Source organism: Leucobacter triazinivorans, from assembly GCF_004208635.1.
Lineage (GTDB): Bacteria > Actinomycetota > Actinomycetes > Actinomycetales > Microbacteriaceae > Leucobacter > Leucobacter triazinivorans.
Map to the genome: position 1 here is coordinate 1,696,441 of NZ_CP035806.1, position 22,315 is coordinate 1,718,755.

Here is a 22,315-nt window from a genome sequence, read left to right on the forward strand (position 1 = left end):
TCCGACCACCCGTCCGCCGTACACGAACATTCCCCGAGGAAGAGGAAACACCCATGAAGAAACTCGTTCAGGTCTCCGCCGCCGCCGCGCTCGCCGCGATGCTCGGCCTCACCGCGTGCTCGGGCGGAGGCGATGCGGCCTCCGCAGAGGGCGATGCGCCCGCTCAGCAGCTCACCTCGGGCATCGACGAGGCCGCAGCTGCCGCGCTGCCCGACTCGATCCGCGAGGCCGGTGTCATCCGAGCCGCGGCGGGCATCCCCTACCCGCCGTTCATCCTGCTCGACGGCGACGAGCAGACCGGGCTCGACCCTGATCTCGCCCAGGCGCTCGGCGAGAAGCTCGGCGTCGAGATCGAGCTCTCGCATCAGGCGTTCGAGACCGTGATCCCCGCGCTCCAGGCCAAGAAGTTCGACGTGATCATGTCGGGTATGAACGACACCATCGAGCGCGAGAAGACGCTCAACTTCGTCGAGGAGATCTACGCCGGCTTCACGATCGTGGTCAAGGCGGGCAACCCCGAGGGCATCGCGGGCCTCGAGGATCTCTGCGGCCACCCGGTCGCCGTGCAGAAGGCGAGCGCGCAGCTCGAGCTGCTGAACGAGCTCTCGGAGACCTGCTCCGCCGAGGGCAAGGGCCGACTCACGATCCAGCAGCTGCCGACGGCCCAGGATCCGCAGACGGCGCTGAAGGCCGGCCGCGTGGTCGCGTACCCGGTCGACGCGCCGGTGGCGGCGTACACCGTCGCCACCGCGGGCGACGGGAAGGACTTCGAGATGGTCGAGGATCCCGAGCACCCGGCCGGCGTCAACCCCGTCTACACCGGCATCGGCACGCTCAAGGAGAACACGGAGCTGACCGAGGCGCTGCGTCTCGCGCTCCAGGCCCTCATCGACGAGGGGGTCTACCAGGACATCCTCGAGTCGCACGGGCTCGGCAGCTTCGCGACCGAAGAGGCGATCGTCAACGGCGCATCGCTGGCGGGCGAGTAATCGCCATGAGCGCATCGACGGTCACGGCGCCGGAGCGGGATCGGAGCTTCGACATCGAAGCCCGGCCGCTCCGGCGGCCCGGACGGTGGATCTGGGCGATCGTCCTGATCCTCTTCGCCGCCTGGTTCGTCCAGGCCCTGTGGACGAACGAGAACATCGACTACGCGGTGGTCGGCCAGTACCTCTTCAACCCCGAGATCGTGTCCGGCGTCGGAGTGACGCTGCTCATCACCGCGATCTCGATGGTCATCTCGACCGTGCTCGCGGTGATCCTCGCGGCCATGCGGCTCTCGGGCAATCCGGTGGCCGTGGCGTTCTCCTCGTTCTACGTCTGGCTCTTCCGCGGCACCCCGCTGCTCGTGCAGATCGTCATCTGGGGCTACTTCGGCCTCATCTTCGAGAAGATCACGCTGGGGATCCCGTTCACCGACATCGTCTTCTGGCAGGTCGACACCAACCTGCTGCTGACCGCATTCGTGGCGGGCATCATCGCGCTGACGCTCAACGAGGCCGCCTACTCCGCCGAGATCGTGCGCTCGGGAATGCTCTCCGTCGATGCGGGGCAGAAGGAGGCGGCCGCCTCGCTCGGCATGAGCCCGTTCGACACGTTCGTGCGGATCCTCCTGCCGCAGGCGATGCGCGTCATCATCCCGCCGCTCGGCAACGAGCTCATCTCGATGATCAAGAACACGTCGCTGCTCTCGCTCATCGCGGTCATGGAGGTCTACACGCGGGCCACCCAGATCTCGGCCCAGAACCTCAAGCAGGTCGAGCTGCTGATCGTCGTGAGCATCTGGTACCTGGTGATCGTCTCGATCCTGTCGATCCCGCAGCACTATCTCGAGCGGTACTTTGGCCGCGGGATCGAGCGCAACGCGCCGACCTCGGCGTTTCAGAAGGCCCGCGAGATGACCGGCGCGATCACCGTGCAGTTCCAGGGCAGGAAGAAGGGGGAGCGACATGACTGAGCTCAGCGACACCGCGCTCGTGCAGCTGCGCGGGGTGCGCAAGCACTTCGGCAGCCTCGAGGTGCTGCAGGGGATCTCGATGGACGTGCACGCCGGCCAGGTGACCGTGCTGCTCGGGCCCTCCGGCTCGGGCAAGTCGACCCTGCTGCGCTGCATCAACCACCTCGAGAGCATCGACGGCGGCCGCATCTCGGTCGACGGCGAGATCGTGGGCTACCGGGATCACGGCTCCCAGCTGCGCGAGATGCACCCGCGGGAGGTGGCGAAGCAGCGGCGCTCGATCGGCATGGTCTTCCAGCGCTTCAACCTCTTCCCGCACAAGACCGCGCTCGAGAACATCATCGAGGCGCCCATGGTCGTGTCGAAGCGCTCCCGCGCCGACGCGGTCGCGGAGGCGCGCGTCCTGCTCCGCCGCGTGGGCCTCGACGCCTGGGCCGATCACTACCCCGCGCAGCTGTCGGGCGGCCAGCAGCAGCGCATCGCGATCGCCCGGGCGCTCGCCATGAAGCCCAAGCTCATGCTGTTCGACGAGCCCACCTCGGCGCTCGACCCCGAGCTGGTGGGCGAGGTGCTCGACGTGATGAAGGAACTCGCGAACGAGGGCATGACGATGATCGTGGTGACGCACGAGATCGGCTTCGCGCGCGAGGTGGCCGACCAGGTCGTCTTCATGGACGGCGGCGTGGTGGTGGAGGCCGGCCCCCCGGCGTCCGTGATCGACGACCCGCAGCACACCCGTACCCGCGGCTTCCTGCACAGCGTGCTGTAGCCGGCCGGCGATGGGGCGGCGCTCGTCGTCGGCAACGGCGGCGAGCGCCGCCCCCGTTCGGGAGACCGAACTAGACTGGTCGGCATGTCTGACTCTCTGCGCGTGGCCTCCGTCAACGTCAACGGCATCCGTGCCGCGTTCCGCAAGGGCATGGGCGACTGGCTCGAGCACCGCGACGTCGATGTGCTCGCGCTGCAGGAGGTGCGCGCCGACGACTCGCACCTGCTCGATCTGCTCGGCGACGGGTGGCACATCCTGCACGATCCCTGCCAGATCAAGGGCCGCGCCGGCGTCGCGATCGCGAGCCGGGAGCCCGCTGTCGCGCACCGGGCGGGGCTCGGCGCGCTGGACGCGCAGGAGAGCATCCAGTCGTCGGGCCGCTGGCTCGAGGCCGACTTCGAGCTGGGCGGATCCCCCTTCACCGTGATCAGCAACTACACGCACTCCGGCGAGGTCGACACCCCCCGCCAAGACGCGAAGTGGGCCTTCCTCGACGCGATGGGCGCCCGCATGAACGAGCTCGCCGACGAGCGCGAGCTCGTGGCCATCGTGGGCGACTTCAACGTGGGCCACCGCGAGTTCGACATCAAGAACTGGCGGGGCAACGTGAAGCGATCCGGCTTCCTGCCCAGAGAGCGCGCCTACTTCGACCGCTTCTTCGGCCCGCGGGGAGAGGCGGTGCTGGGCGTCGACGGCACCGAGGGCCCCGGCCTCGGGTGGGTCGACGTGGGCCGCCGCTTCCACGGCGACGTCGACGGCCCCTACACGTGGTGGTCGAACCGCGGCCAGGCGTTCGACAACGATACCGGCTGGCGCATCGACTACCACGTGGTCACCCCCGCGCTCGCCGAGCGGGTGGAGCACTACACGATCGACCGCGCGGCCTCGTACGCCGAGCGATGGTCGGACCACGCGCCCGTCATCGTCGACTACCGGCACGGCGCATAGGGCACAGCATCGCTGTGCGCGCCGACGCCGGTCGCGCCCCTGCGGCCGGCCGACGTGCGAAACACGGAGGAAGCATGACCCCCGCGTTCCTCCCGCAAACGTCGCGAGACGCACTCCCCCACCCCGTCATCCTGCGCGGAGTCGCAGGATCCATACTCGAAGACAGAGATCCTGCGATCCGCTGCGCGACTGCAGGATGACAGAGAAGCGAAAGCACCCATGACCGACAGTTCCCTCACCACCCCGTCCAAGCCCATCCTCTTCTCGGGCATGCAGCCCTCCAGCGACTCGCTGCAGCTCGGCAACTACATCGGCGCGCTGAGCCAGTGGACGCAGATGCAGGAGGACTACGACGCCTTCTTCTGCGTGGTCAACCTGCACGCGATCACGGTGCCGCAGGATCCGGCCGACCTCGTGGCCCGCACGCGCCGCACCGCGGCCCAGTACATCGCTGCGGGCATCGATCCGCAGAAGTCCACGCTGTTCGTGCAGTCGCAGGTGCCGGCGCACGCCGAGCTGGCCTGGGTGCTCAACACGATCACCGGCTTCGGCGAGGCCGGCCGCATGACGCAGTTCAAGGACAAGTCGCAGAAGCAGGGCGCCGACGCCGCCTCGGTCGGGCTCTTCACCTACCCGGTCCTGATGGCCGCCGACATCCTGCTGTACCAGGCGGCGAGCGTGCCGGTGGGCGAGGATCAGCGCCAGCACGTCGAGCTGACCCGCGATCTCGCGACGCGCTTCAACTCGCGCTTCGGCGAGACCTTCGTGGTGCCCGAGGCGCAGATCTCGAAGGGCACCGCGAAGGTCTACGACCTGCAGGAGCCGACGGCCAAGATGTCGAAGTCGGCCGAGACCGAGGCCGGGCTCATCAAGGTGCTGGATCCGACCAACGTGACGAAGAAGAAGATCATGCGCGCCGTCACCGACGCCGACGGCGAGATCCGCTTCGATCGCGAGGCGAAGCCCGGGGTGTCGAATCTGCTCACCATCTACTCGGTGCTGTCGGGGCGCACGATCGAATCGGTGGTCGAGGAGTACGCTGGCCGCGGGTACGGCGACCTGAAGAAGGGCCTCGTCGAGGTGGTCGAGGAGAGCCTGGCCCCGGTGCGCGCGCGCACGGAGGAGCTGCTCGCCGATCCGGCCGAGCTCGACCGGCTGCTGGCCACGGCGGCCGACCGCGCGAACGAGGTCGCGAACCGCACGCTCGACCTGGTCTACGAGCGGATCGGCCTCATCCGCTAGCTCGGGATCCCGGGTGTCGACTCGCCCCGGACCCTAGGGCACCAGCACCGCGCGCCCCTGCACGCGGCCGTGGTGCAGATCGTCGAACGCCTGCACCGCATCGTCGAGCGGGTAGCGCACCACCTCGACCGCGATCTTGCCGGCCCGTGCGAGCCCGAGCACTTCGAGCAGCTCGGACCGCGTGCCGCCGTAGGCGCGCTCGATGTTGACGCCCCAGGGCAGCTCGCTCGCCGATGCCGCGTAGTCGAAGTGGCCGCCGCCGAGCCCGACGAAGCGGATCGCGCCGCCGCCCCGCACGACGGCGAGCGCCAGATCGACGGTGGGCTGCACGCCGACGAAGTCGAGCACCACGTCGGCGCCGACGCCCCCGGTCTCCTCCATGATGCGGGCGGCCGCGTTCGCGTCGCTCGGCAGTGCGAGATCGGCTCCGTGCGCCTCGGCGAAGGCCAGCTTCTCAGCATCGGTGTCGAGCGCGATGATCCGAGCGCCGGTGGTCACGGCGAGGATCTGCAGCGCCAGGTGCCCGAGCCCGCCGAGCCCGATCGTGACGACCGTGGCATCGCCTGTCATCCGATCCCGCACCGTGTTAATGGCGTGCATGGGGGTCAGCGCCGCGTCTGCGAGCGGCGCCGCGGCGACGGGGTCGAGCCCGCCGAGCGGCAGCAGGTGGTGGGCCTGCACCGCGATGTAGTCGGCCATGCCGCCCGGGCTGCCGATCCCCGGAGAGAGCGGTGCGAGCGCGTCGCGCGGGTAGAAGACCTCGCACTGGTTGTCACGCCCCGCCAGGCACTCCCGGCACCGCCCGCAGCAGAGGATCAGCGCGACGATCGCGCCCTCGCCCGGCTCCCACCCGGTCACGTCGTCGCCGACCCGCTCGATCGTGCCCGCCACCTCGTGGCCGAGGGTGCTGCCGATCAGCGGGTTGTCGTCGCCCATGCCGATGATGGTGATGTCGGAGTGGCAGAGGCCCGCGCCCCCGACCTTCAGCAGCACCTCGTCCGGTTCGATCTCGGGAACCGGCTTGTCCTGGATCTCGACCGTGTCGTTCTTCACGTAGGTCACTGCGCGCATCACTTCTCCTGTTCCGGCCGCGCGGCGCACGGCCACGGTTCGTCAGGGCGTCGGATCGGCGTCCTCACCTCCAGCGTACCTCCGTTGCACGAGCCCGCTAGGGGTCGTCGCGACGCGTTGGCACGGCGTTCATCTCGCCCGCCGTCGCCGCCCGGCGCGCAAATCCTTAGACTGGGTCCATGACCGACGACGCCGTCAGCACCCGGACCGCCGAGACCACGCAGACCGCCGAGACCACGCAGACCGCGGCGCCAGCGCGCCGGCCCGCGCGGGCGCTCGCCGTGCTGCGGCGGCTGCCCGTCACCGTCTCCTTCGTGCTCGCCATGCTCGTCGTCGGAGCCGTCACCGGCACGCTGCTCGCCCCCGCATCCGAGCAGACGTGGTACCCGCAGGTCGCGACGGGGTTGCCGGCCTTCGCCGAGGGACGCTGGTGGACGCTGCTCACCTCGCCCTTCTTCGTGGACCACCCGTTCGTCTACCTGACGCTCCTGCCGCTGGTGATCGGCGGCCTCGGCTGGGCCGAGTGGCGCTTCGGCGCGCTGCGCGCCGCGGGCCTCTTCGCCGCGGGCCATGTGGTCGGGGTGCTCGGGGCCGCCGGGATCCTCGCCCTCGTGGCCCAGGGCGGCTGGCCCTGGGCCGTGCGCCTCTCGGAGACCCTCGACGTGGGGCCGTCGTGCGGCGCGCTCACGGCGCTGGTGTTCGCGATCGCCACACTGCCCGCCCCGTGGCGGCTGCGAGCCCGCATCGCGATCGCGGTGTGGGTGGGCATCTCGGTGCTCTACCTGGGGCAGCTGCACGATCTCGAGCACGCCGTGGCGATGGTGGCGGCGCTCGCCGCGAGCGGCTGGCTGCCCGCATTCCGGCACCCGGCGGGCCGCCCGAGCCAGCGCGAGTGGCGCCTCATAGGGCTCGCCGCACTGGTCACCGTGGGCGCCGTGCAGGTGCTCGACCTGGTCGTGCCCTACGACGGCCCGCTCGGCAGCAACGACCCCACCGCCTCGATGGTCGACGTGGCCATCGACCTGGTGATCATCCTGCTCATCGCCAACGGGATCCGACAGGGCTACCGGATCGCGTGGATCGCGGCGATCGCGCTCGCCGCCTTCAACGTGAGCGCGGGCGTGCTCGTCCTGGCGCTGCTGCCGCTGCTCGTCGAGGTCGGGGCGCTCGACTCGCCGACCGATGTGCTCGGCCTCCTCGTCGCCCCGACGTTCTTCTGGGCGGCCACGATGCTGCTGCTGATCCTGGGACGCAGCGCCTGGCGGGTGCGCCTGCGCGCCTCGCGCCGCGCGCTGCAGGCCGAGCCGCTCACGCGCGAGCAGCTGATCGGGCGGCTCCGCCGCTTCGGCGGCGGCACGATCTCGTGGATGACCACCTGGGACGGGAACACGCGGATCGCCGCCCCCGGCGAGGGCGCGATCGCCTACCAGTCGCACGCCGGCGTCGCGGTGATGCTGGGCGATCCCATCGTGCCGGGGGCGTCGCGCGCGAGCGCGCTCTCCGAGTTCGGCCGACTGGCGCAGCACGCCGGGCTGATCCCCTGCGTCTTCTCTGCGAGCGAGGCCGCCGCCGCGGCCCGCCCGCCCGGCTGGCGCTCGGTGGTCGTCGCCGAGGACACGATCGTCGACCTCCCGGGCCTCGCCTTCACCGGCAAGGCTTGGGGCGCGGTGCGCACGGCGATGAACCGGGCCGGCCGGGAGGGCATCGAGTTCCGCATGGTGCGCCTGGCCGACGAGCCGTGGAACGTGCTGGCCCAGGTACGCGCGATCTCCGAGCAGTGGAGCGGCGACAAGGGGCTCCCCGAGATGCGGTTCACCCTGGGCACGGTGGACGAGGCGCTGGATCCCGAGACCCGTGTCGGCATCGCCGTCGACGGCGAGGGCAACCTGCACGGGATCACCTCCTGGCTGCCGGTCTACGCGCACGACGGTTCCGACGGAGCGAACGGAGCCGGGGCCGGGGCCGGCGGCCCCGACGCGAGCGCAGACGCGAGCGCCGGCGGCGAGCCCCGCATCGCGGGGTGGACGCTCGACCTCATGCGGCGCAGGGACGGCGGTTTCGGCCCCGTCATGGAGTTCCTCATCGCCGCGTCGGCGCAGCACTTCTCAGCAGAGGGCTACGACTTCGTCTCGCTCTCCGGCGCCCCCCTTGTGCGCCCCGAGCAGGCCGAGGCCGGCCCCGTCGATCAGGTGCTCGAACAGCTCGGCGGGCTCATCGAGCCCCTCTACGGCTTCGCTTCGCTGCACCGCTTCAAGCAGAAGTTCAACCCGCGCCACGAGTCGCTGCACCTGCTCTACCGCGACGAGGGCGATCTGCCGCGCATCGGCATCGCCCTCACCCGCGCGTATCTGCCCGACGCCTCGCTGCGCGATCTCGTCGCGTCGGCGGCCTCGGTGGGACGCGGCGACTGATCGTCGACCGCCGATACCGCCTACAGTGGGAATCATGTCCAGGCTGAGCGCATTCCGGTCCACGACCGGCGCCGTGATGAGCATCGGCGGCGAGATCCTCGGCCTGCTCCTGCAGCTCGTGCTCGTGTGGCTCGGCGCGCTGATCATCTGGGGCGACGACGGCCAGGTCGACGAAGACGAGGCCTTCATCCTGTTCGGGTGGTGCATCGTCGCCAGCCTGTATCTCGGGCTCACGCTGCTCTGGCTCAACGTGCTGGTGCGCATCGACACCCCGGATCCCGCGGCCACGCGGCTGCTCGTGGGGCACCCGCTCACCCGGCTGCTCTCGATGGTGCTGACGTTCGGCGCGAGCCTCCTCGGACTGACCGTGGCCCTCGATCTCATCTCGAGCCTCGGCCGCGACATCCACAACGCGTTCCTCGAGCTCAGTGCGGTGTGGGCGATGCTGCTCTCGTGGGTGCTGTTCAACTGGGGATACGCACGCATCTACTTCTCCCGATACCACCGCGCGTCCCGCCCACCTCTCGAGTTCCCCGGCACCGACGAGCCGCGTCTCGTCGACTTCGCCTACTTCGCGTTCACCAACGCGACCACCTTCTCCGTGTCAGACGTGAAGGTGGTGCACACCCACATGCGCTGGACCGTCGTCTGGCACACGACGCTCGCGTTCTTCTTCAACGCCCTCATCATCGTGCTCACGATGAACGTGATCGCCAACGGCTCGCTCCTCGCCGACCTGTTCGAGTGACCGCGAGCGCCGACGGTGCGGCTCGAGCCGTCACAGCACGACATCCCGGGTTCGCCGTCCGGCCAAACGAGATACAGTAGAGACATGTTCCGGGGTCGGTGAGAATCCGAACCGGCGGTACAGCCCGCGAACCTCGCACCTGCGAGGCCGAACCGGTGGAACTCCGGTGCCGACAGTGATGGCCGTGACGCGAGTCGCGGTCGAGTCTGGATGAGAGGAACACGGACGCCCGCGCACGCCGGCGTCCGTCGCAGCACCCCCGGACGCAGGATCAAAGAACGGCGAACGGGATGATCGAGCTGGCGCGAGTCGAAGACGCGATGCGTCGCGCCCTCACCGTGTCCCGCCGCGGTCCTGCCGACGATCCCAACCCGCAGGTGGGCTGCGTGCTGCTCGATCCCGACGGCCGCATCGTCGCCGAGGGCTGGCACCGAGGCTCCGGCACCCCGCACGCCGAGATCGACGCGCTGCAGCAGCTGCCGGAGGCCTGGCGCTCGCGCACGGCCGAGCTCACCGCGGTCGTCTCGCTCGAGCCCTGCAACCACACGGGGCGCACCGGGCCCTGCGCGCGTGCGCTGGTCGAGGCGGGCATCGGCGCGGTCGCCTATGCCCTCTCGGATCCCGGGGCCGAGGCCGGGGGCGGCGCAGCCACGCTGCGAGCCGCGGGCGTCGAGGTGCGCGGGGGTGTGCTACCCGGGGAGGCCCGAGCAGTGCTTGGGCCGTGGCTCGCGCGGCAGACGTCATCGACAGCTTCTTCCGTGCTCCGCACGTCAGCTGAGCGCGAGGACGCGCTCGGCGGTATCGGCACGCAAAGCGATGCTTTGCTTCACGCGCCTGGCCGCCCGCACGTCACGGTGAAGTGGGCGCAGACGCTCGACGGCCGTGCCGCGGCGGCCGACGGCTCGAGCCAGTGGATCACCGGCGTCGACGCCCGGGCCGACGTGCACCGGCGTCGCGCCGAAGCCGACACGATCCTCGTGGGCACCGGCACCCTCATCGCCGACGACCCGGCGCTCACGGCCCGAGCCGAACACGGCGGCCTGCTCGTTCCGGCGCAGGAGCAGCCGGTCCCGGTGGTGATGGGCCATCGCCCTATCCCCGACGGCGCCCGCGTGCTGCAGCACCCCGCGCTCGCGGCCCGCGGCCTCGCGAGTCCCCTCCGCCTGACCGGCGACGACCTCACCGCCGACCTCGCAGAGTTGCACGCTCGGGGCTTTCGCCGGCTCTTCGTCGAGGGCGGCCCCGCCATCGCGAGCTCGTTCATCGCGGCGGGGCTCGTCGACGAGATCCTCGTCTATCTCGCCCCGGCGCTGCTCGGCGGCCCGCGCCTCGCGCTCGGCGACCTGGGCATCGAGAGCATGAGCGGGATCGCGCGGCTGCGCGTCTCGCGCACCGTGCAGATCGGCGCCGACCTGCTCATCAAGGCCATCATCGTCACCGATCCCGACCCCACACCCGAGGAGGGCTGATCCATGTTCACCGGACTCATCGAGGAGATCGGCGAGATCGTCGCCGTCGACACGGTCGACGACTCGCTGCGTCTCACGATCGCGGGCCCGACCGTCACGTCGGACGCCGCGCACGGCGCCTCGATCTGCGTCTCGGGCGTCTGCCTCACCGTGATCGACCGCAGCGAGACCCCCGACGGCCGCGGCGCCTTCACCGCCGACGTCATGCGGCAGTCGATCCGCATGTCGACGCTCGGCGAGCTGCAGCCCGGCAGCGCCGTCAACCTCGAGCGGGCCGTGCGGGTCGACACCCGGCTCGGCGGCCACATCGTGCAGGGGCACGTCGACGGCACGGCCGAGCTGCTGTCGGTGACGCCGCACGAGGCCTGGCGCACGCTGCGATTCTCGCTCCCCGCCGCGCTGGCGCCGCTGCTCGTCGACAAGGGCTCCATCACGCTGTCGGGCGTCTCGCTCACGGTCTCGGCGATCGCCGGGGAGCAGGATCCGCAGCAGTGGTTCGAGGTCTCGCTGATCCCCGAGACGCTCAGCGCCACCACGCTCGGCGCCCTGCGGCCCGGCCAACGCGTCAACGTCGAGACCGACATCCTCGCGCGCCACGTCGCCCGCATGCTGCGCCTGGGCGCCGTCTCCGAGAACTCCGTCCCCACCACCGAAGGGAACCCGTCATGAGTGATCCCAGCACCACCCCTGGCATCTCCACCATCGAGGAGGCCGTCGCCGCGATCAAGGCCGGGCGCCCCGTCATCGTCGCCGACAACGAGGATCGCGAGAACGAGGGCGACGTGATCCTCTCCGCCGAGCTCGCGACCGCCGAGACCATCGCCTGGACCGTGCAGCGCTCGTCGGGTCTGCTCTGCGCTCCGATGACGAACCAGATCGCCGATCAGCTCGACCTCCCCGTGATGGTCGAGACGAACGAGGACGTGCGCGGAACCGCATACACCGTGACGGTCGATGCCGCGCACGGTGTGACCACCGGGATCAGCGCAAGCGACCGCGCGGCGACGGTACGGGCACTCGCCGGCGCCGCCGCGGTGCCGGGCGACGTGCGCCGCCCCGGGCACGTGCTGCCGCTGCGGGCCGTCGACGGCGGTGTGCGCGCTCGCGACGGGCACACCGAGGCGAGTGTCGAACTCATGCGCCTTGCCGGTCTGCGCCCGGTCGCGGTGATCGCCGAGATCGTGGCCGACGACGGCGAGATGATGCGCCTGCCCGAGCTGATCGAGCTCGGGCGGCGCGAGAACGTGCCCGTCACGACCATCGAGCGACTCATCGCATACCTCAACGAGCATGAGCCCGCGGCCCCCACCTCCGACGACGCGGCGACCGACCAGCCGGTGCAGCCGCACCGCAGCGTGAGCCTGCGGGCCAACACGCTGCTCCCCACCGTCCACGGCGAGTTTCGCGCCCTCGCCTACCGCGATCGGCGCATCGGCGTCGATCACATCGCGCTGGTCGCCGAAACGCCGGAGGGAACGATGCCTGGGCCCGAGGCCCTCGTGCGGGTGCACTCGGAGTGCATCACCGGCGAGGCCTTCGGCTCGCTCAAGTGCGAGTGCGGACCCCAGCTCGATGCCGCGCTGCGGCTCGTCAACGAGCGCGGCGGGATCGTCATATACCTGCGCGGGCATGAGGGCCGCGGCATCGGGCTCGCCAACAAGCTGCGCGCCTACCAGCTGCAGGAGCAGGGGCTCGACACACTCGATGCCAACCTGCAACTCGGCCTGCCGGCCGACGCGCGCGACTACTCGGCTGCCGCGGAGATCCTCGCCGACCTCGGGGTCGACCGTGTGCGCCTGCTCACGAACAACCCCGACAAGGTCGCCCAGCTGCGCGACCACGGCATCGAGATCACCGAGCGCGTCCCGCTGCTCGTCGGCGTGACCGAGCAGAACATCGGCTATCTCGCGGCGAAGCGCGATCGCATGGGGCACGAGCTGCCGGGCGACGTGCGTGGTGCCTGAGATCCTCCGCCCTCCGGTCATCCTGCGCGAGCCCTCCCGTCATCCTGCGCGAGCCCTCCCGTCATCCTGCGCGAGCCCTCCCGTCATCCTGCGCGAGCCCTCCCGTCATCCTGCGCGAGCCCTCCGGTCATCCTGCGTGAGCCCTCCGGTCATCCTGCGCGAGCTTGCGAGTCGCAGGATCCACCACCGACCACACCACCAACACCTGAGATGAAGGAGCAGTCACCATGAGCGGAGCCGGAGCACCTGACCTGGCCGTCGATGCGAGCGGGCTGCGGATCGCCCTGCTCGCGGGCAGCTGGCACGAAGAGATCATGACGTCGCTGGTCGAGGGCGCACGCGAGACGCTCGCCGGCGCGGGCGCCGACGTCGAGTTGTTCCGGGTCGCGGGAGCGTTCGAGCTGCCCCTGGCCGCGCAGGCGGCGCTGAGCCCCGCGAACGAGGGCGGGGGCGGCTTCGACGCCGCGGTGTGCCTCGGCGTGATCATCCGGGGCGGCACCCCCCACTTCGAGTACGTCTGCAGCGCCGTGACCGATGGGCTCACCCGCGTGCAGCTCGACACCGGCAAGCCCGTCGGCTTCGGTGTGCTCACCACCGACACCGAGCAGCAGGCGCTGGATCGCTCGGGTCGACCGGGTGCGCCCGAGTCGAAGGGGCGGGAGGCCGCGGAGGCGGCGCTGCACCTCGCGGTGACCGTGCGCGGCATCCGCGAGACCGGGCTCGCCTGACGCGGCTCACCGATCCCGCGCACCCTCGTCAGCCCCGATCCCTCGCGCCCGATCCCGCGCGCGCCCGACCCCGCGCGCCCGATCCCCCGCCCCCGCGCGCCCGATCCCCCGCGCGCCCTCGCCCGCCCCACACGCCCAAATTGTGGGCTCAGCAGGTGCGAAATCAACCGGATAACGCACCTGACGGGACTCGAATTCCGTGCGTGTTCCAGGGCGCGCGCCGGATCGCCGAAGCGCGCTGCCAGGCACCCTGGCTTAGAGTGGTGGCCGTGGCCGACAGACCAGACGACATCGCGAGCGACACCGTCCCCATCTCCCGGACCGCTCGGTCCCGCCGGCCCCGGCGCGACGCGACCGCGCAGACGCGCGGCCCTCGCGCGACCCTGAAGCAGCTGCTCCCCTACCTCTTCGAGCAGCGCGGCAAGCTGCTCTTCATCGCCGGGCTCAGCGTGCTGGGCGCGCTCGCCTCGCTCGCGCAGCCCCTGCTGGTCGGCTCGGTGATCGAGCGGGTGCAGCAGTCCGCCGCCCTGGGCGGGCTGCTGTGGGCGCTGGTGGGGCTCGTGCTCGCGAGCGCCCTGCTCAACAGCTATCAGCACTACCTGCTGCAGTGCATGGGGGAGGGCGTGGTGCTCGCCAGCCGCAAGCGGCTCGTCGCCAAGATCCTGCACCTGCCGATCGCCGAGTTCGACCGCCGCCGCACGGGGGACCTCGTGTCGCGCGTGGGCAGCGACACGACGCTGCTGCGCGCGGTGCTCACGCAGGGGCTCGTGGAGGCCGTGGGCGGCGCGCTGCTCTTCGCGGGCGCCCTCATCGGCATGCTCGTGATCGACCCCCTGCTCTTCGCGGTCACCTTCGGAGTGATCGTGGTCGCCGTCGTGGTCGTCGTCGCGCTCTCGGCGAGGATCCGGCCCGCCGTCGCGCGCTCGCAGGAGAAGGTGGGCGACCTCGCCGCGGCGGTGGACCGCGCGATCGGATCAATGCGCACGATCCGCGCCGCCGGAGCCGCGAAGCGCGAGCAGCGGGAGATCGAGGGCGAGGCCGCCGAGGCCTACCGCCTCGGGATCAGGGTCGCGCGCATCTCGGCGCTCATCGTGCCCGTGTCGTTCATCGCCATGCAGGTGTCGTTCCTCGCCGTGTTGGGCATCGGCGGCTTCCGCGTGGCCACCGGCGCGATCACGATCGCGCAGCTCGTCACCTTCATCATCTTCCTGTTCCTCATGATCATGCCGCTGGGTCAGGCCTTCGGAGCGATCTCGGCGGTGAATCAGGCCCTGGGAGCGCTCGGCCGCATCCAGGAGATCACCTCCTTGCCCACCGAGACCGAGCGGGACCAGCAGCTCTCGCCGCTCGGGCGCACGGCGCCGCTCGCCGACTCCGGACTCGACTACGCGGCGGCGATCCGGTTCTCGGACGTGCACTTCACCTACCGCTCGGCGGCACCCGAGCGCGCCGACGCCCGCGAGCTGGTGCGCGGCGGCCGGGGCGGGTCTCGGCGCGACGCCGAGGCGGCTCCCGCCGAGATCATCGAGACGCCGGTGCTGCACGGGGTCGGGTTCGCGGTGCCACGCGGATCGCGCGTCGCGCTGGTCGGCCCCTCCGGCGCGGGCAAATCGACGATCCTCGCCCTGATCGAGCGATTCTACGACCCGGACCGGGGCGCCGTCTCCCTCTACGGGGCCGACCTGCGCACGCTGGACCGCGCCGAGGTGCGCGCGCAACTGGGGTATGTGGAGCAGGACGCCCCCGTGCTCGCCGGCAGCCTGCGCGACAATCTGCGCATCGCCGCCCCTGAGTCCACCGACGCCGCGTGCGAGCGCGTGCTGCGCGCGGTGAACCTCGGCGGGCTGCTGGACCGGTCGGCCGCCGCCGAGCGCGCGCGCCGCACGGACACGGCCGGCCTCACCGAGACGGACGGGTCGGACCGGGCGCTCTCCGACGCCGAGCTCGCCGCCGCGCTCGACAGCCAGGTGGGCGAGAACGGCATCATGCTCTCGGGCGGCGAGAAGCAGCGCCTGGCCATCGCGCGGGCGCTGCTCACGGCTCCGCCGATCCTGCTGCTCGACGAGTCGACCGCGAGCCTCGACGGAGTCAACGAGCGCCTCATGCGCGACGCCCTCGACTCCGTCGCCACGGGGCGCACCCTGATCGTGATCGCCCACCGGCTCTCGACCGTGATCGACTCGGACAAGATCGTGGTGCTCGACGAAGGCCGAGTGATCGGCGAGGGCACCCACTCCGAGCTGCTCGAATCGACGCCGCTCTACCGCGAGCTCGCGCAGCACCAATTGCTCGTGCCCGAGCAATCGTAGGCGGCCGGATCGCGGCCCCGCCGGGCAACCTTCACCGTCATCCTGCGCGAGTTTGCGAGTCGCAGGATCTATGGATTCGCCGCGTGGATCCTGCGACTCCCTCCGGTCGCGCAGGATGACGAGGTGCGAAGTGCAGGCCAAGCCGCAGGTTTCAGCGAGCGCTGAGGCTCTCGAGGAGAGCCGAAATGGCCGGGCGATACGGATCGATCGGCTCGCGTCCCGTGTCGGCGCGCACCGTGACGATGCCGAATCCCGTGTCGACCACCGCCGCGATCCGCTCCGGTCCATCGACGTGGCGCACGCCGAGCCCGGAGGCGAGCATCTCGTCACGCACCTCCGGAGCCCCGGGATCCTCGTCCGTCGCGCCGCTCGCGCCCATCCCCCGGCCCTCTTCGCGTAGCCAGGCCAGCCCCGCGCGGTCGCTCGATCCCGGCAGCACATCGACTTCGACCCGCAGCCGCTGGTCGGGCGAGAGCAGCAGCACGCCGCTCTGCTCGCCGAGCAGCACGGACCAGTCCTTCAGCGGCGGCAACGGCGGCCACTCGATGAGGTCGCGCACGAGCGGCTGCACGACCCACCCCGGCTCGGGCACCACGGTGGCCGTGTCGCCCACAGCGACCGTCTGCGCCCCGTCGGCGGTCTCGGCCTGCAGCTTCGCGAACTGCTCGGGGCCGAGTGTCGCAGCGTACGCGACGCCGCCCACGAGGATCAGCAGCAGCACGAGCACCGCCGCCGTCACCCAGCGCCGCCCGCGGCCGGGGCGCCGCGACCCCGGCGGCTCCGCGCGCGCCGTCGGCTCGGCGGGCTCCACCACCACCCGGGCCGCCGCCCGCCTGCGCTCGCTCCGTCGGGTCATCGTCGCGACACCCGTCCCTCCGGAACCCGGCCGTCGAAGAGCTCCGTCACGGTCACGAGAGTGAAGCCGCGATCCCGCAATCCGCGGAGCACCACGTCGGCATGCTCAACCGTTTCGGCATGGATATCGTGGAAGAGGATGATGTCGCCGGGCTCGGCGGCGCCGACCGAGCGCTCGACAAGCTGCTCGAGCGACGGCTTCTTCCAGTCGAGCGTATCAATCGACCAGAGAATGGCCGGCTGATCGACGGCGTCGAGCACCTTCTGGTTCACGGCCCCGTAGGGCGGGCGATACATGTCGATGCTGCGACCGGTGAGCTCGGCCAGCATCTGCTCCACGTCGCGCACTTCGTCGCGCGCCTTCGCCGGCGAGAGGGTGGTGAGGTCGGGGTGCGTCATGGTGTGGCTCGCGATCTCATGCCCCTCCGCGGCGACCCGTTGCGCCACCTCCGGCAGCGCTCGGATCGAGCGGCCCACCATGAAGAACGTGGCGGCGGACTGCTCGTCGCGCAGCGTGTCGAGCAGCTGCGCCGTGTACTCGGAGGGCCCGTCGTCGTAGGTCACGGCGACGCACGCGAGCAGGGCGCAGTCCACCTCGTGATCGGCGCGCCACGCCGGCATCCCGGTGAAGGGCACGCCTCGCTGCGCCTGCATCTGTGCGCCGAGCCCGGTCGACCAGCGGGCGACGGTCTGCGCATCGACCTCGACGACAGTGGGCCCCGCGGTCGCGTCGATGCCCAGGCCCGCGAGTTCGGGAGCCGCGACTCCCGCGGGAAGGGTGATCCGCGCGCCGGTCTCACCGAGTCGCGCCGCCACCAGTGCGCGCTGCGCCAGCGCGAGCTGCTCCTCGGCAGGCTCCGACACGGGTGCGGCGCTCAGGCCTCCGGCGTCCCGGCGCAGCAGCTCGACCGTGCTGCGCCACAGCTCGCCCGCGGCCTCGGCAGTCCACAGCTCGCGGTCCTCGTGCACCTCCCCCGTCGCCAGGTCGGTGTACAGCGTCACCGTCTCGTCCCGTGTCACCCCCGATGCGTCTCCCGCCACGACGCGCATGACCACACCGACGGAGCTTCCGAACGCCGCGGTGAGGTCGCAGACCACCGCGACGCCGGCGCCCTCCGCGGGCCCGGTCTCGGGATCGGAGAGCACGCGCGCGCCAGGCCAGCTCGCCGACCCGGGCACGCACCCCGCGTTCGACAGGCCCGCAGATACCGGGAACACTTCGGGTGTGAACGTACCGCCCGTCGTCGCGATCTGCTGCGCGAGCAGATCCGCCACTCGCACGTTGAAGAGATGCCATCCCGGAATCTCGATGTATCGCGCGTGGAACCTGGTGTGATCGTTGCGCACGCGGCGCTCGATGAATCCGAGCTCGGCCGCCGATGGCACGATCGCGTCGGGAGGATTCCCGGTGCCGGCCGGCTCTGCGGAGCCGTCGGACGTCGCGCCCTCGGCATCGTTCTCCGCGGCGCCTCCGGATGCCGCCGCGCCGTCTCCGGCTCCGTCGCCGGCCGGATCATCAGCCGGATCATCAGCCGGCAGGAGCCGCGTTCCGGCGGGATCCGGCCACGCGGCGGGCGACCAGTCCGCGACCGGCGGGATCTGCGCGCACGCGACGAGACCGCCGACCACCACGAACGCGGCGAGGCTGTACGCCGCACGCCGCACGCGCCGTCCGCGCCGCGCACGCGCGGCACCGCCGCGGTTGCGCAACACCCTGGCGCGCTGCGGCATGTCCCCTCCTCGGTTCACGCACTCCGACGCGGAATGCCTGATCCGAAGTTACCGCCCGCCGCCGACATTCACGGGGCGCGGCGCGCCGGGAACCCCCGCAGAATGCGCCGCCGATGCGCCGCCGATCCACCGCTCCGGGCAGCAGGAGCGCTACGAGCGGCGCAGCAGCCCGTCGAATCGCGGCTCGACGATCGCCGAGAAGGACTTCTGTACCCAGGCCATCGAGAGCAGAATCGCCAGCCCGATGCCGAACGCCACGACGATCAGCACGCCGGGCACCCCCAGCGCACCGACCCGATCGATGGCCCCGGTTTCGCGCAGCACCCAGATGATCGGCCCGTGCAGCAGATACACGTAGAGGGTGCGGGTGCCCCACACGGTCATCGCACTCCTGCGCCGCGGCGTCACGACGAGCAGCGCGAGGGTCATCGCGGCCGCTACGGCCATGAGTGCGGCGGTCACCGCGGCTCCGCCGAGCATCACCCACCCCCACTGGTCGGGCACCCAGTCGCCGATCGGCGCGTTCACGAACAGCCAGGTGTAGTCGTCCCGCCAAGTGAGCCACCTGTCGATGCGCCAGAACTCGCGCAGGCCGGGCGTCGCCGCGAAGGCCGCCGCGAGCGCCCCGAGGCCGGCCCAAGCCGCGACGAGCGCGCCCCGCGACGGGCGGACGAACCACTGCCCCTCGAGCCAGCCTCGCTGGCGGACCAACCAGCCCGCGACGAAGAACGGCAGGAACGCGAGCGTGCGCGAAGCCGAGAACTGCGTGCCGATCGCGGGGAGGATGCCGGAGGCGAGGGCGATGAGGATCGAGGTCAGCAGCGGCCACCGCAGCATCGCGATGTAGGGCAGCAGAATGCGCATCGTCGCGAGCGTCACCAGGAACCAGAGCGTCCAGGCCGGCGAGACCAGGAAGTTCTGGCCCGGCGTCTTCTCCTCGACGGCGAAGTGGATTCCCGCCCAGATCGCCTCCCACGTCAGCCAGACCAGCACCAGTTGGATGGTGGAACGCAGCACCTTGGGCGACGATTCTGCGCGGGAGAACATGCCGGAGAGCAGGATCATCGCGGGCATGTGGAAGAGATAGATGTAGGCGTAGAGCGCGAAGCCGAGCTGCGAATCGTTCCGCACCGTCGAGATGGCATGGCCGACCACCACGAGCACGATCAACAGGAAGCGGGCGTTATCCCACACCGCGATGCGTGGTTTCGCGGTGCGCACCGACGGCGCGATGGTGGGGTCTGCGGTCACCCGCATAGCATATGCGACGCTTCCTGTCTGCACGCTCTCGCGCGCCCTCTCGTCCTCGCGCGCGCCCGCCCCTCCCGTTCCCTCCCGATCCCTCCTGATTCGTTCCGCCCTCCGTTCCTCCCTCCGTTCCCCCCCTCGCGCGTCAGTAGTTGCGGCCTCCCCCCCCTCGCGCGTCAGTAGTTGCGGCTTCCTCCGCTTCGCGCGTCAGTAGTTGCGGCCTCAGCTCACGTTTGGCGACAACTACTGGCGCGCGAACAGGCCGAGCGCGCGAACAGGCCCGGCGCGCGAACAGGCCGAGCGCGCGAACAGGTCGCCCGCGCGTCGGGCGCGGGCTGAAACAGGAACGGCCCCCACCGAGACGGTGGAGGCCGAAGAGAGCCGCCTGTCGGATTTGAACCGACGACCTGTTCTTTACAAGGTCCAAGATTGGCCCGAGTGCCCCGACACAGTGCCCGCCTGGATGGTCGAGGCGGTGAACGCGCGATGAGGGCGACAGCGGACGGCTGGATCCGCCTATCGTGCGATCGGTGCGGATCCCCCAACCATGTATTCGAGCCCGGCATTCCATCCGGCCCGGAGGCGAGCGAGGTCATCCGCTTCTGCCCGCGTTGTCGCCGGGACCGTCAACGCGCGGTTGACGGTGAATCGCGCGGCTCGGGCGGTGCGGTGTGAGCGTCGAGACCGGCGAGTTTCTGGCGATGCTGCGGCGGATGCTGCGCGCTGCGGGCAGGCGGGTCGCTGCGGCTGACGAGGTGGAGCTAGCGGACCTTGCGGCTCTTCGTGACGATCTCGACCGGGTGATTGCCGATGCCGTGCAGGGGCAGCGCTCGCACGGGCGGTCCTGGGCCATGATCGGTGACGGCCTGGGGATTTCTAAGCAAGCCGCCCAACAGCGGTACGGACAAAGGAAGACGACTCAATGACGGATCAGCCGACCCTCTGGGACGACACCGACGCCCTGCTCACGACGTGGCGGGGGTGGCAAGTGGCCCAGGGCCTTTCTGATCGCACCTATGACGAGCGGGACGCGACGATGCGGCACCTGTTCGAGGTCACCGGGGCGACGCCTCGCACGCTCGCCCCGTTCCACATCATCATGTACACGGGTCGCCCCGAGCTGTCGGACGCGAGCCGGTACAGCTATCACGCAACCATCCGGGCGTTCTGCGCCTGGATGGTGAAGGCCCGTGTGCGTCTCGACGATCCCACCGACGAGACGCCGAAGCCGAAGCGAGCGCGCACGAAACCGCGCCCGCTGAGTTTCGAGGCGGTGCGGGCGATCTACGATGCTGCGAATCGCGAGCGTACGCGCGCGTACATCCTGCTCGCGGTGCTCTCGGGGATGCGCATTCACGAGATCGCGAAGATCCGGGGCGAGGATATCGACCTGGATCGGGGAACGCTCATCATCGAGGGCAAGGGCGGTGTAGTCGAGATCGTGCCACTTCACGACGAGCTGCGCGCGCTCGCGGCGCGGTGGCCCCGGGCGGGCCACTGGTTCCCCGCCTACACAGTCGAGGGGTGCGTGGGCCGCAAGGCCGTATATGCAGCGATCAAGGGCGCGATGCAGCGCGCGGGGTACGGGCATGCGAAGCCGCACATGCTGCGCCACTCCTACGGTACGGAGCTGCTCGGCCGCGGCGCCGACCTCCGCGTCGTACAGGAGCTGATGCGGCACGCCGATGTGAGCACGACCCAGCTCTACACCGATATCCACTGGGCGTCCAAGGTTGCCGCGGTCGGCACTCTCCGGCTCGCGGCGTAGGGATAGGATCGCAGCATGAGTGAGACGCAGAAGGATTATCACGCCCCAATCAAGGGTGCCGCGAAGCTCGCGCCCCGCGCGCTCGGGCCATTCCGCCTGCTCCTTTGGGCTGGGGTCGTGCTGCTCGCCCTGGGGCTTTTCTGGGTGCTGCGCGGATCCGCTGCGGGCGGCTCCGGGGTCGAGGAGGAGCTGCTGAACGCTGCGCGCATGGGCGTGGGCGGAACATTGTTCGGCTGGGCCGCGCCCTTCCTCGCTGGGGCGGCGGTGGTCGCTGCGGTGGGCAAGCGTGAGGGTGACGAGTAGCACTCACTCGGCTGCACCCCTTGCGCAGATACTAACGTCGCGTTAGTATGGTGTTACATCTTCCGATTGGAGTACATCATGACCACGATCATCTACCGCAGCCACAAGGTCGAGACTCGGGGCGCGGCCTATGCGGCCTCGGTAGGGGCGGCGGTGCACGAGTTCGAGACGCTGCCGGACGCGCAGGCGGCGGTGGATGCGTGGATCGGTGCTCATCGAGATGCTGCGCTCGTGGCCGCGCTGGAGGCGGTGCAGGGTGGGGCGTCGAGTTCGGTGGAGGTGTACCGGGAGCGGGGCGAGGTCGATATGCAGATGATCGACTACGCGCTGAATGAGCTGACGCGTGAGGGCGTGCTGCGCTCGCCTGCGCCGTTCGCATGGGAGCTGGCGTGACAGACGGAGCGGAGGGCGGCCGAGTGGCTGCCCTCCGCTCGGCTGCTGCGGCGGTCGCCGACGCTGAGCGGCTGGTGGAGCGTGAGCGCGACGTGCTGCGCGAGGTCGCGCGGGCCGCACGGTCGGAGGGTATGAGCATGTATCGCATCGCGCAGGTGACGGGCTACACCGAACCTCGGGTAGCCCGTCTGGTGCGCGACTAGCTCACTCTGCGGCGTGGTCGCCTATCTGTGTGTCGGGTGCGGGGATCTTGACGTTCGCTCCCGCGATGATGTTGGTGGTGATCCAGCCGAGGGCGACGCCCATCGTGGCGAGGTCGTCCGCGATGTAGGCGAGTACCGCGATGATGCTCGCGGCGATGGTGGCGATGCTGTAGAGGGCGAGGCGGGTCCAGTGCATGG

22 protein-coding genes and 1 riboswitch are annotated in these 22,315 nt (G+C 70.7%); of the genes, 17 read left to right on the top strand and 5 right to left on the bottom strand.

Annotated features, from left to right (window positions below; translation table 11 throughout):
- Positions 1 to 53 precede the first annotated feature (53 nt).
- From EVS81_RS07680 to trpS, 5 genes are all read left to right on the top strand, one after another.
- Positions 54 to 989 carry an ABC transporter substrate-binding protein gene (locus tag EVS81_RS07680; RefSeq protein ID WP_130109857.1) on the top strand — a complete coding sequence of 312 codons (936 nt, stop codon included), beginning with the start codon at positions 54 to 56 and terminating at the stop codon, positions 987 to 989.
- Positions 990 to 994: 5 nt separating this feature from the next.
- The gene (locus EVS81_RS07685; RefSeq protein WP_130109858.1) at positions 995 to 1,957 is read left to right on the top strand and encodes an amino acid ABC transporter permease; all 963 of its coding nucleotides are present in this window, start codon (positions 995 to 997) and stop codon (positions 1,955 to 1,957) included.
- A complete protein-coding gene (locus EVS81_RS07690; protein ID WP_130109859.1) occupies positions 1,950 to 2,726 on the top strand; it encodes an amino acid ABC transporter ATP-binding protein in 777 nt (258 codons plus the stop codon). The genes EVS81_RS07685 and EVS81_RS07690 overlap by 8 nt, the downstream gene beginning before the upstream one ends.
- 84 nt (positions 2,727 to 2,810) lie before the next feature.
- Positions 2,811 to 3,674, top strand: a complete 864-nt coding sequence (locus EVS81_RS07695; RefSeq protein WP_130109860.1) for an exodeoxyribonuclease III — start codon at positions 2,811 to 2,813, stop codon at positions 3,672 to 3,674.
- Positions 3,675 to 3,893: 219 nt separating this feature from the next.
- Positions 3,894 to 4,916, top strand: a complete 1,023-nt coding sequence (trpS, locus tag EVS81_RS07700) for a tryptophan--tRNA ligase (RefSeq protein ID WP_130109861.1) — start codon at positions 3,894 to 3,896, stop codon at positions 4,914 to 4,916.
- Positions 4,917 to 4,949: 33 nt separating this feature from the next.
- Here trpS and EVS81_RS07705 read toward each other — a convergent pair whose 3' ends face one another.
- On the bottom strand, positions 4,950 to 5,987 hold the full coding sequence (locus EVS81_RS07705) for an alcohol dehydrogenase catalytic domain-containing protein (protein ID WP_130109862.1): 1,038 nt from the start codon (positions 5,985 to 5,987) through the stop codon (positions 4,950 to 4,952).
- Positions 5,988 to 6,166: 179 nt separating this feature from the next.
- On the opposite strand from EVS81_RS07705, the gene EVS81_RS07710 reads away from it, so the two are divergent.
- From EVS81_RS07710 to EVS81_RS07740, 7 genes are all read left to right on the top strand, one after another.
- Positions 6,167 to 8,398 carry a bifunctional lysylphosphatidylglycerol flippase/synthetase MprF gene (locus tag EVS81_RS07710; RefSeq protein ID WP_130109863.1) on the top strand — a complete coding sequence of 744 codons (2,232 nt, stop codon included), beginning with the start codon at positions 6,167 to 6,169 and terminating at the stop codon, positions 8,396 to 8,398.
- 34 nt (positions 8,399 to 8,432) lie between these two features.
- On the top strand, positions 8,433 to 9,146 hold the full coding sequence (locus tag EVS81_RS07715) for a DUF1345 domain-containing protein (RefSeq protein ID WP_130109864.1): 714 nt from the start codon (positions 8,433 to 8,435) through the stop codon (positions 9,144 to 9,146).
- Positions 9,147 to 9,227: 81 nt separating this feature from the next.
- A riboswitch (FMN riboswitch) is annotated at positions 9,228 to 9,372 on the top strand.
- Positions 9,373 to 9,436: 64 nt separating this feature from the next.
- A complete protein-coding gene (locus EVS81_RS07720; RefSeq protein ID WP_130109865.1) occupies positions 9,437 to 10,615 on the top strand; it encodes a bifunctional diaminohydroxyphosphoribosylaminopyrimidine deaminase/5-amino-6-(5-phosphoribosylamino)uracil reductase RibD in 1,179 nt (392 codons plus the stop codon).
- 3 nt (positions 10,616 to 10,618) lie between these two features.
- Positions 10,619 to 11,284: a riboflavin synthase gene (locus EVS81_RS07725; RefSeq protein WP_130109866.1), complete on the top strand. Its 666-nt coding sequence runs from the start codon at positions 10,619 to 10,621 to the stop codon at positions 11,282 to 11,284.
- Positions 11,281 to 12,579: a 3,4-dihydroxy-2-butanone-4-phosphate synthase gene (ribB, locus tag EVS81_RS07730; RefSeq protein ID WP_130109867.1), complete on the top strand. Its 1,299-nt coding sequence runs from the start codon at positions 11,281 to 11,283 to the stop codon at positions 12,577 to 12,579. Before EVS81_RS07725 ends, ribB begins: the two co-directional genes overlap by 4 nt.
- Positions 12,580 to 12,806: 227 nt before the next feature.
- A complete protein-coding gene (gene ribH / locus EVS81_RS07735) occupies positions 12,807 to 13,307 on the top strand; it encodes a 6,7-dimethyl-8-ribityllumazine synthase (RefSeq protein ID WP_130109868.1) in 501 nt (166 codons plus the stop codon).
- A 269-nt stretch (positions 13,308 to 13,576) separates the two neighbouring features.
- Complete coding sequence (locus EVS81_RS07740) at positions 13,577 to 15,616, top strand: ABC transporter ATP-binding protein (protein ID WP_420813268.1); 2,040 nt, start codon at positions 13,577 to 13,579, stop codon at positions 15,614 to 15,616.
- A 151-nt stretch (positions 15,617 to 15,767) separates the two neighbouring features.
- Here the strand turns inward: EVS81_RS07740 and EVS81_RS07745 are convergent, their stop codons facing one another.
- The 3 genes from EVS81_RS07745 to EVS81_RS07755 form a co-directional block, all read right to left on the bottom strand.
- Positions 15,768 to 16,472, bottom strand: a complete 705-nt coding sequence (locus EVS81_RS07745) for a hypothetical protein (RefSeq protein ID WP_130109869.1) — start codon at positions 16,470 to 16,472, stop codon at positions 15,768 to 15,770.
- Positions 16,469 to 18,202 (bottom strand): polysaccharide deacetylase family protein, encoded by a 1,734-nt coding sequence (locus EVS81_RS07750; RefSeq protein WP_130109870.1) that lies wholly within the window; start codon positions 18,200 to 18,202, stop codon positions 16,469 to 16,471. Before EVS81_RS07750 ends, EVS81_RS07745 begins: the two co-directional genes overlap by 4 nt.
- Before the next feature lie 150 nt (positions 18,203 to 18,352).
- Positions 18,353 to 19,453: an acyltransferase family protein gene (locus EVS81_RS07755; RefSeq protein ID WP_420813269.1), complete on the bottom strand. Its 1,101-nt coding sequence runs from the start codon at positions 19,451 to 19,453 to the stop codon at positions 18,353 to 18,355.
- Positions 19,454 to 20,121: 668 nt separating this feature from the next.
- Here EVS81_RS07755 and EVS81_RS07760 point away from each other — a divergent pair.
- The 5 genes from EVS81_RS07760 (at position 20,122) to EVS81_RS07780 (ending at position 22,117) form a co-directional block, all read left to right on the top strand.
- Positions 20,122 to 20,376 carry a hypothetical protein gene (locus EVS81_RS07760; protein ID WP_205879403.1) on the top strand — a complete coding sequence of 85 codons (255 nt, stop codon included), beginning with the start codon at positions 20,122 to 20,124 and terminating at the stop codon, positions 20,374 to 20,376.
- Positions 20,373 to 21,218 carry a tyrosine-type recombinase/integrase gene (locus EVS81_RS07765; protein WP_130109873.1) on the top strand — a complete coding sequence of 282 codons (846 nt, stop codon included), beginning with the start codon at positions 20,373 to 20,375 and terminating at the stop codon, positions 21,216 to 21,218. Before EVS81_RS07760 ends, EVS81_RS07765 begins: the two co-directional genes overlap by 4 nt.
- 15 nt (positions 21,219 to 21,233) lie before the next feature.
- Complete coding sequence (locus EVS81_RS07770; protein WP_130109874.1) at positions 21,234 to 21,521, top strand: hypothetical protein; 288 nt, start codon at positions 21,234 to 21,236, stop codon at positions 21,519 to 21,521.
- 78 nt (positions 21,522 to 21,599) lie between these two features.
- Complete coding sequence (locus EVS81_RS07775) at positions 21,600 to 21,914, top strand: hypothetical protein (protein ID WP_130109875.1); 315 nt, start codon at positions 21,600 to 21,602, stop codon at positions 21,912 to 21,914.
- Positions 21,911 to 22,117, top strand: a complete 207-nt coding sequence (locus tag EVS81_RS07780; protein WP_130109876.1) for a hypothetical protein — start codon at positions 21,911 to 21,913, stop codon at positions 22,115 to 22,117. Before EVS81_RS07775 ends, EVS81_RS07780 begins: the two co-directional genes overlap by 4 nt.
- A 1-nt stretch (position 22,118) precedes the next feature.
- On the opposite strand, the gene EVS81_RS07785 is transcribed toward EVS81_RS07780, so the two are convergent.
- Positions 22,119 to 22,313, bottom strand: a complete 195-nt coding sequence (locus EVS81_RS07785; protein ID WP_130109877.1) for a hypothetical protein — start codon at positions 22,311 to 22,313, stop codon at positions 22,119 to 22,121.
- Positions 22,314 to 22,315 lie beyond the last annotated feature (2 nt).

Excerpts from the sequence above, each read along its gene's own strand:
- EVS81_RS07725 (WP_130109866.1), top strand. The coding sequence starts at position 10,619 with ATGTTCACCGGACTCATCGAGGAGATCGGCGAGATCGTCGCCGTCGAC.
- EVS81_RS07710 (WP_130109863.1), top strand. The coding sequence starts at position 6,167 with ATGACCGACGACGCCGTCAGCACCCGGACCGCCGAGACCACGCAGACC.
- EVS81_RS07685 (WP_130109858.1), top strand. The coding sequence starts at position 995 with ATGAGCGCATCGACGGTCACGGCGCCGGAGCGGGATCGGAGCTTCGAC.
- EVS81_RS07695 (WP_130109860.1), top strand. The coding sequence starts at position 2,811 with ATGTCTGACTCTCTGCGCGTGGCCTCCGTCAACGTCAACGGCATCCGT.
- trpS (WP_130109861.1), top strand. The coding sequence starts at position 3,894 with ATGACCGACAGTTCCCTCACCACCCCGTCCAAGCCCATCCTCTTCTCG.
- ribH (WP_130109868.1), top strand. The coding sequence starts at position 12,807 with ATGAGCGGAGCCGGAGCACCTGACCTGGCCGTCGATGCGAGCGGGCTG.
- EVS81_RS07745 (WP_130109869.1), bottom strand. The coding sequence starts at position 16,472 with ATGACCCGACGGAGCGAGCGCAGGCGGGCGGCGGCCCGGGTGGTGGTG.
- EVS81_RS07720 (WP_130109865.1), top strand. The coding sequence starts at position 9,437 with ATGATCGAGCTGGCGCGAGTCGAAGACGCGATGCGTCGCGCCCTCACC.
- EVS81_RS07785 (WP_130109877.1), bottom strand. The coding sequence starts at position 22,313 with ATGCACTGGACCCGCCTCGCCCTCTACAGCATCGCCACCATCGCCGCG.
- ribB (WP_130109867.1), top strand. The coding sequence starts at position 11,281 with ATGAGTGATCCCAGCACCACCCCTGGCATCTCCACCATCGAGGAGGCC.
- EVS81_RS07775 (WP_130109875.1), top strand. The coding sequence starts at position 21,600 with ATGACCACGATCATCTACCGCAGCCACAAGGTCGAGACTCGGGGCGCG.
- EVS81_RS07705 (WP_130109862.1), bottom strand. The coding sequence starts at position 5,987 with ATGCGCGCAGTGACCTACGTGAAGAACGACACGGTCGAGATCCAGGAC.
- EVS81_RS07750 (WP_130109870.1), bottom strand. The coding sequence starts at position 18,202 with ATGCCGCAGCGCGCCAGGGTGTTGCGCAACCGCGGCGGTGCCGCGCGT.
- EVS81_RS07770 (WP_130109874.1), top strand. The coding sequence starts at position 21,234 with ATGAGTGAGACGCAGAAGGATTATCACGCCCCAATCAAGGGTGCCGCG.
- EVS81_RS07680 (WP_130109857.1), top strand. The coding sequence starts at position 54 with ATGAAGAAACTCGTTCAGGTCTCCGCCGCCGCCGCGCTCGCCGCGATG.
- EVS81_RS07690 (WP_130109859.1), top strand. The coding sequence starts at position 1,950 with ATGACTGAGCTCAGCGACACCGCGCTCGTGCAGCTGCGCGGGGTGCGC.
- EVS81_RS07765 (WP_130109873.1), top strand. The coding sequence starts at position 20,373 with ATGACGGATCAGCCGACCCTCTGGGACGACACCGACGCCCTGCTCACG.
- EVS81_RS07715 (WP_130109864.1), top strand. The coding sequence starts at position 8,433 with ATGTCCAGGCTGAGCGCATTCCGGTCCACGACCGGCGCCGTGATGAGC.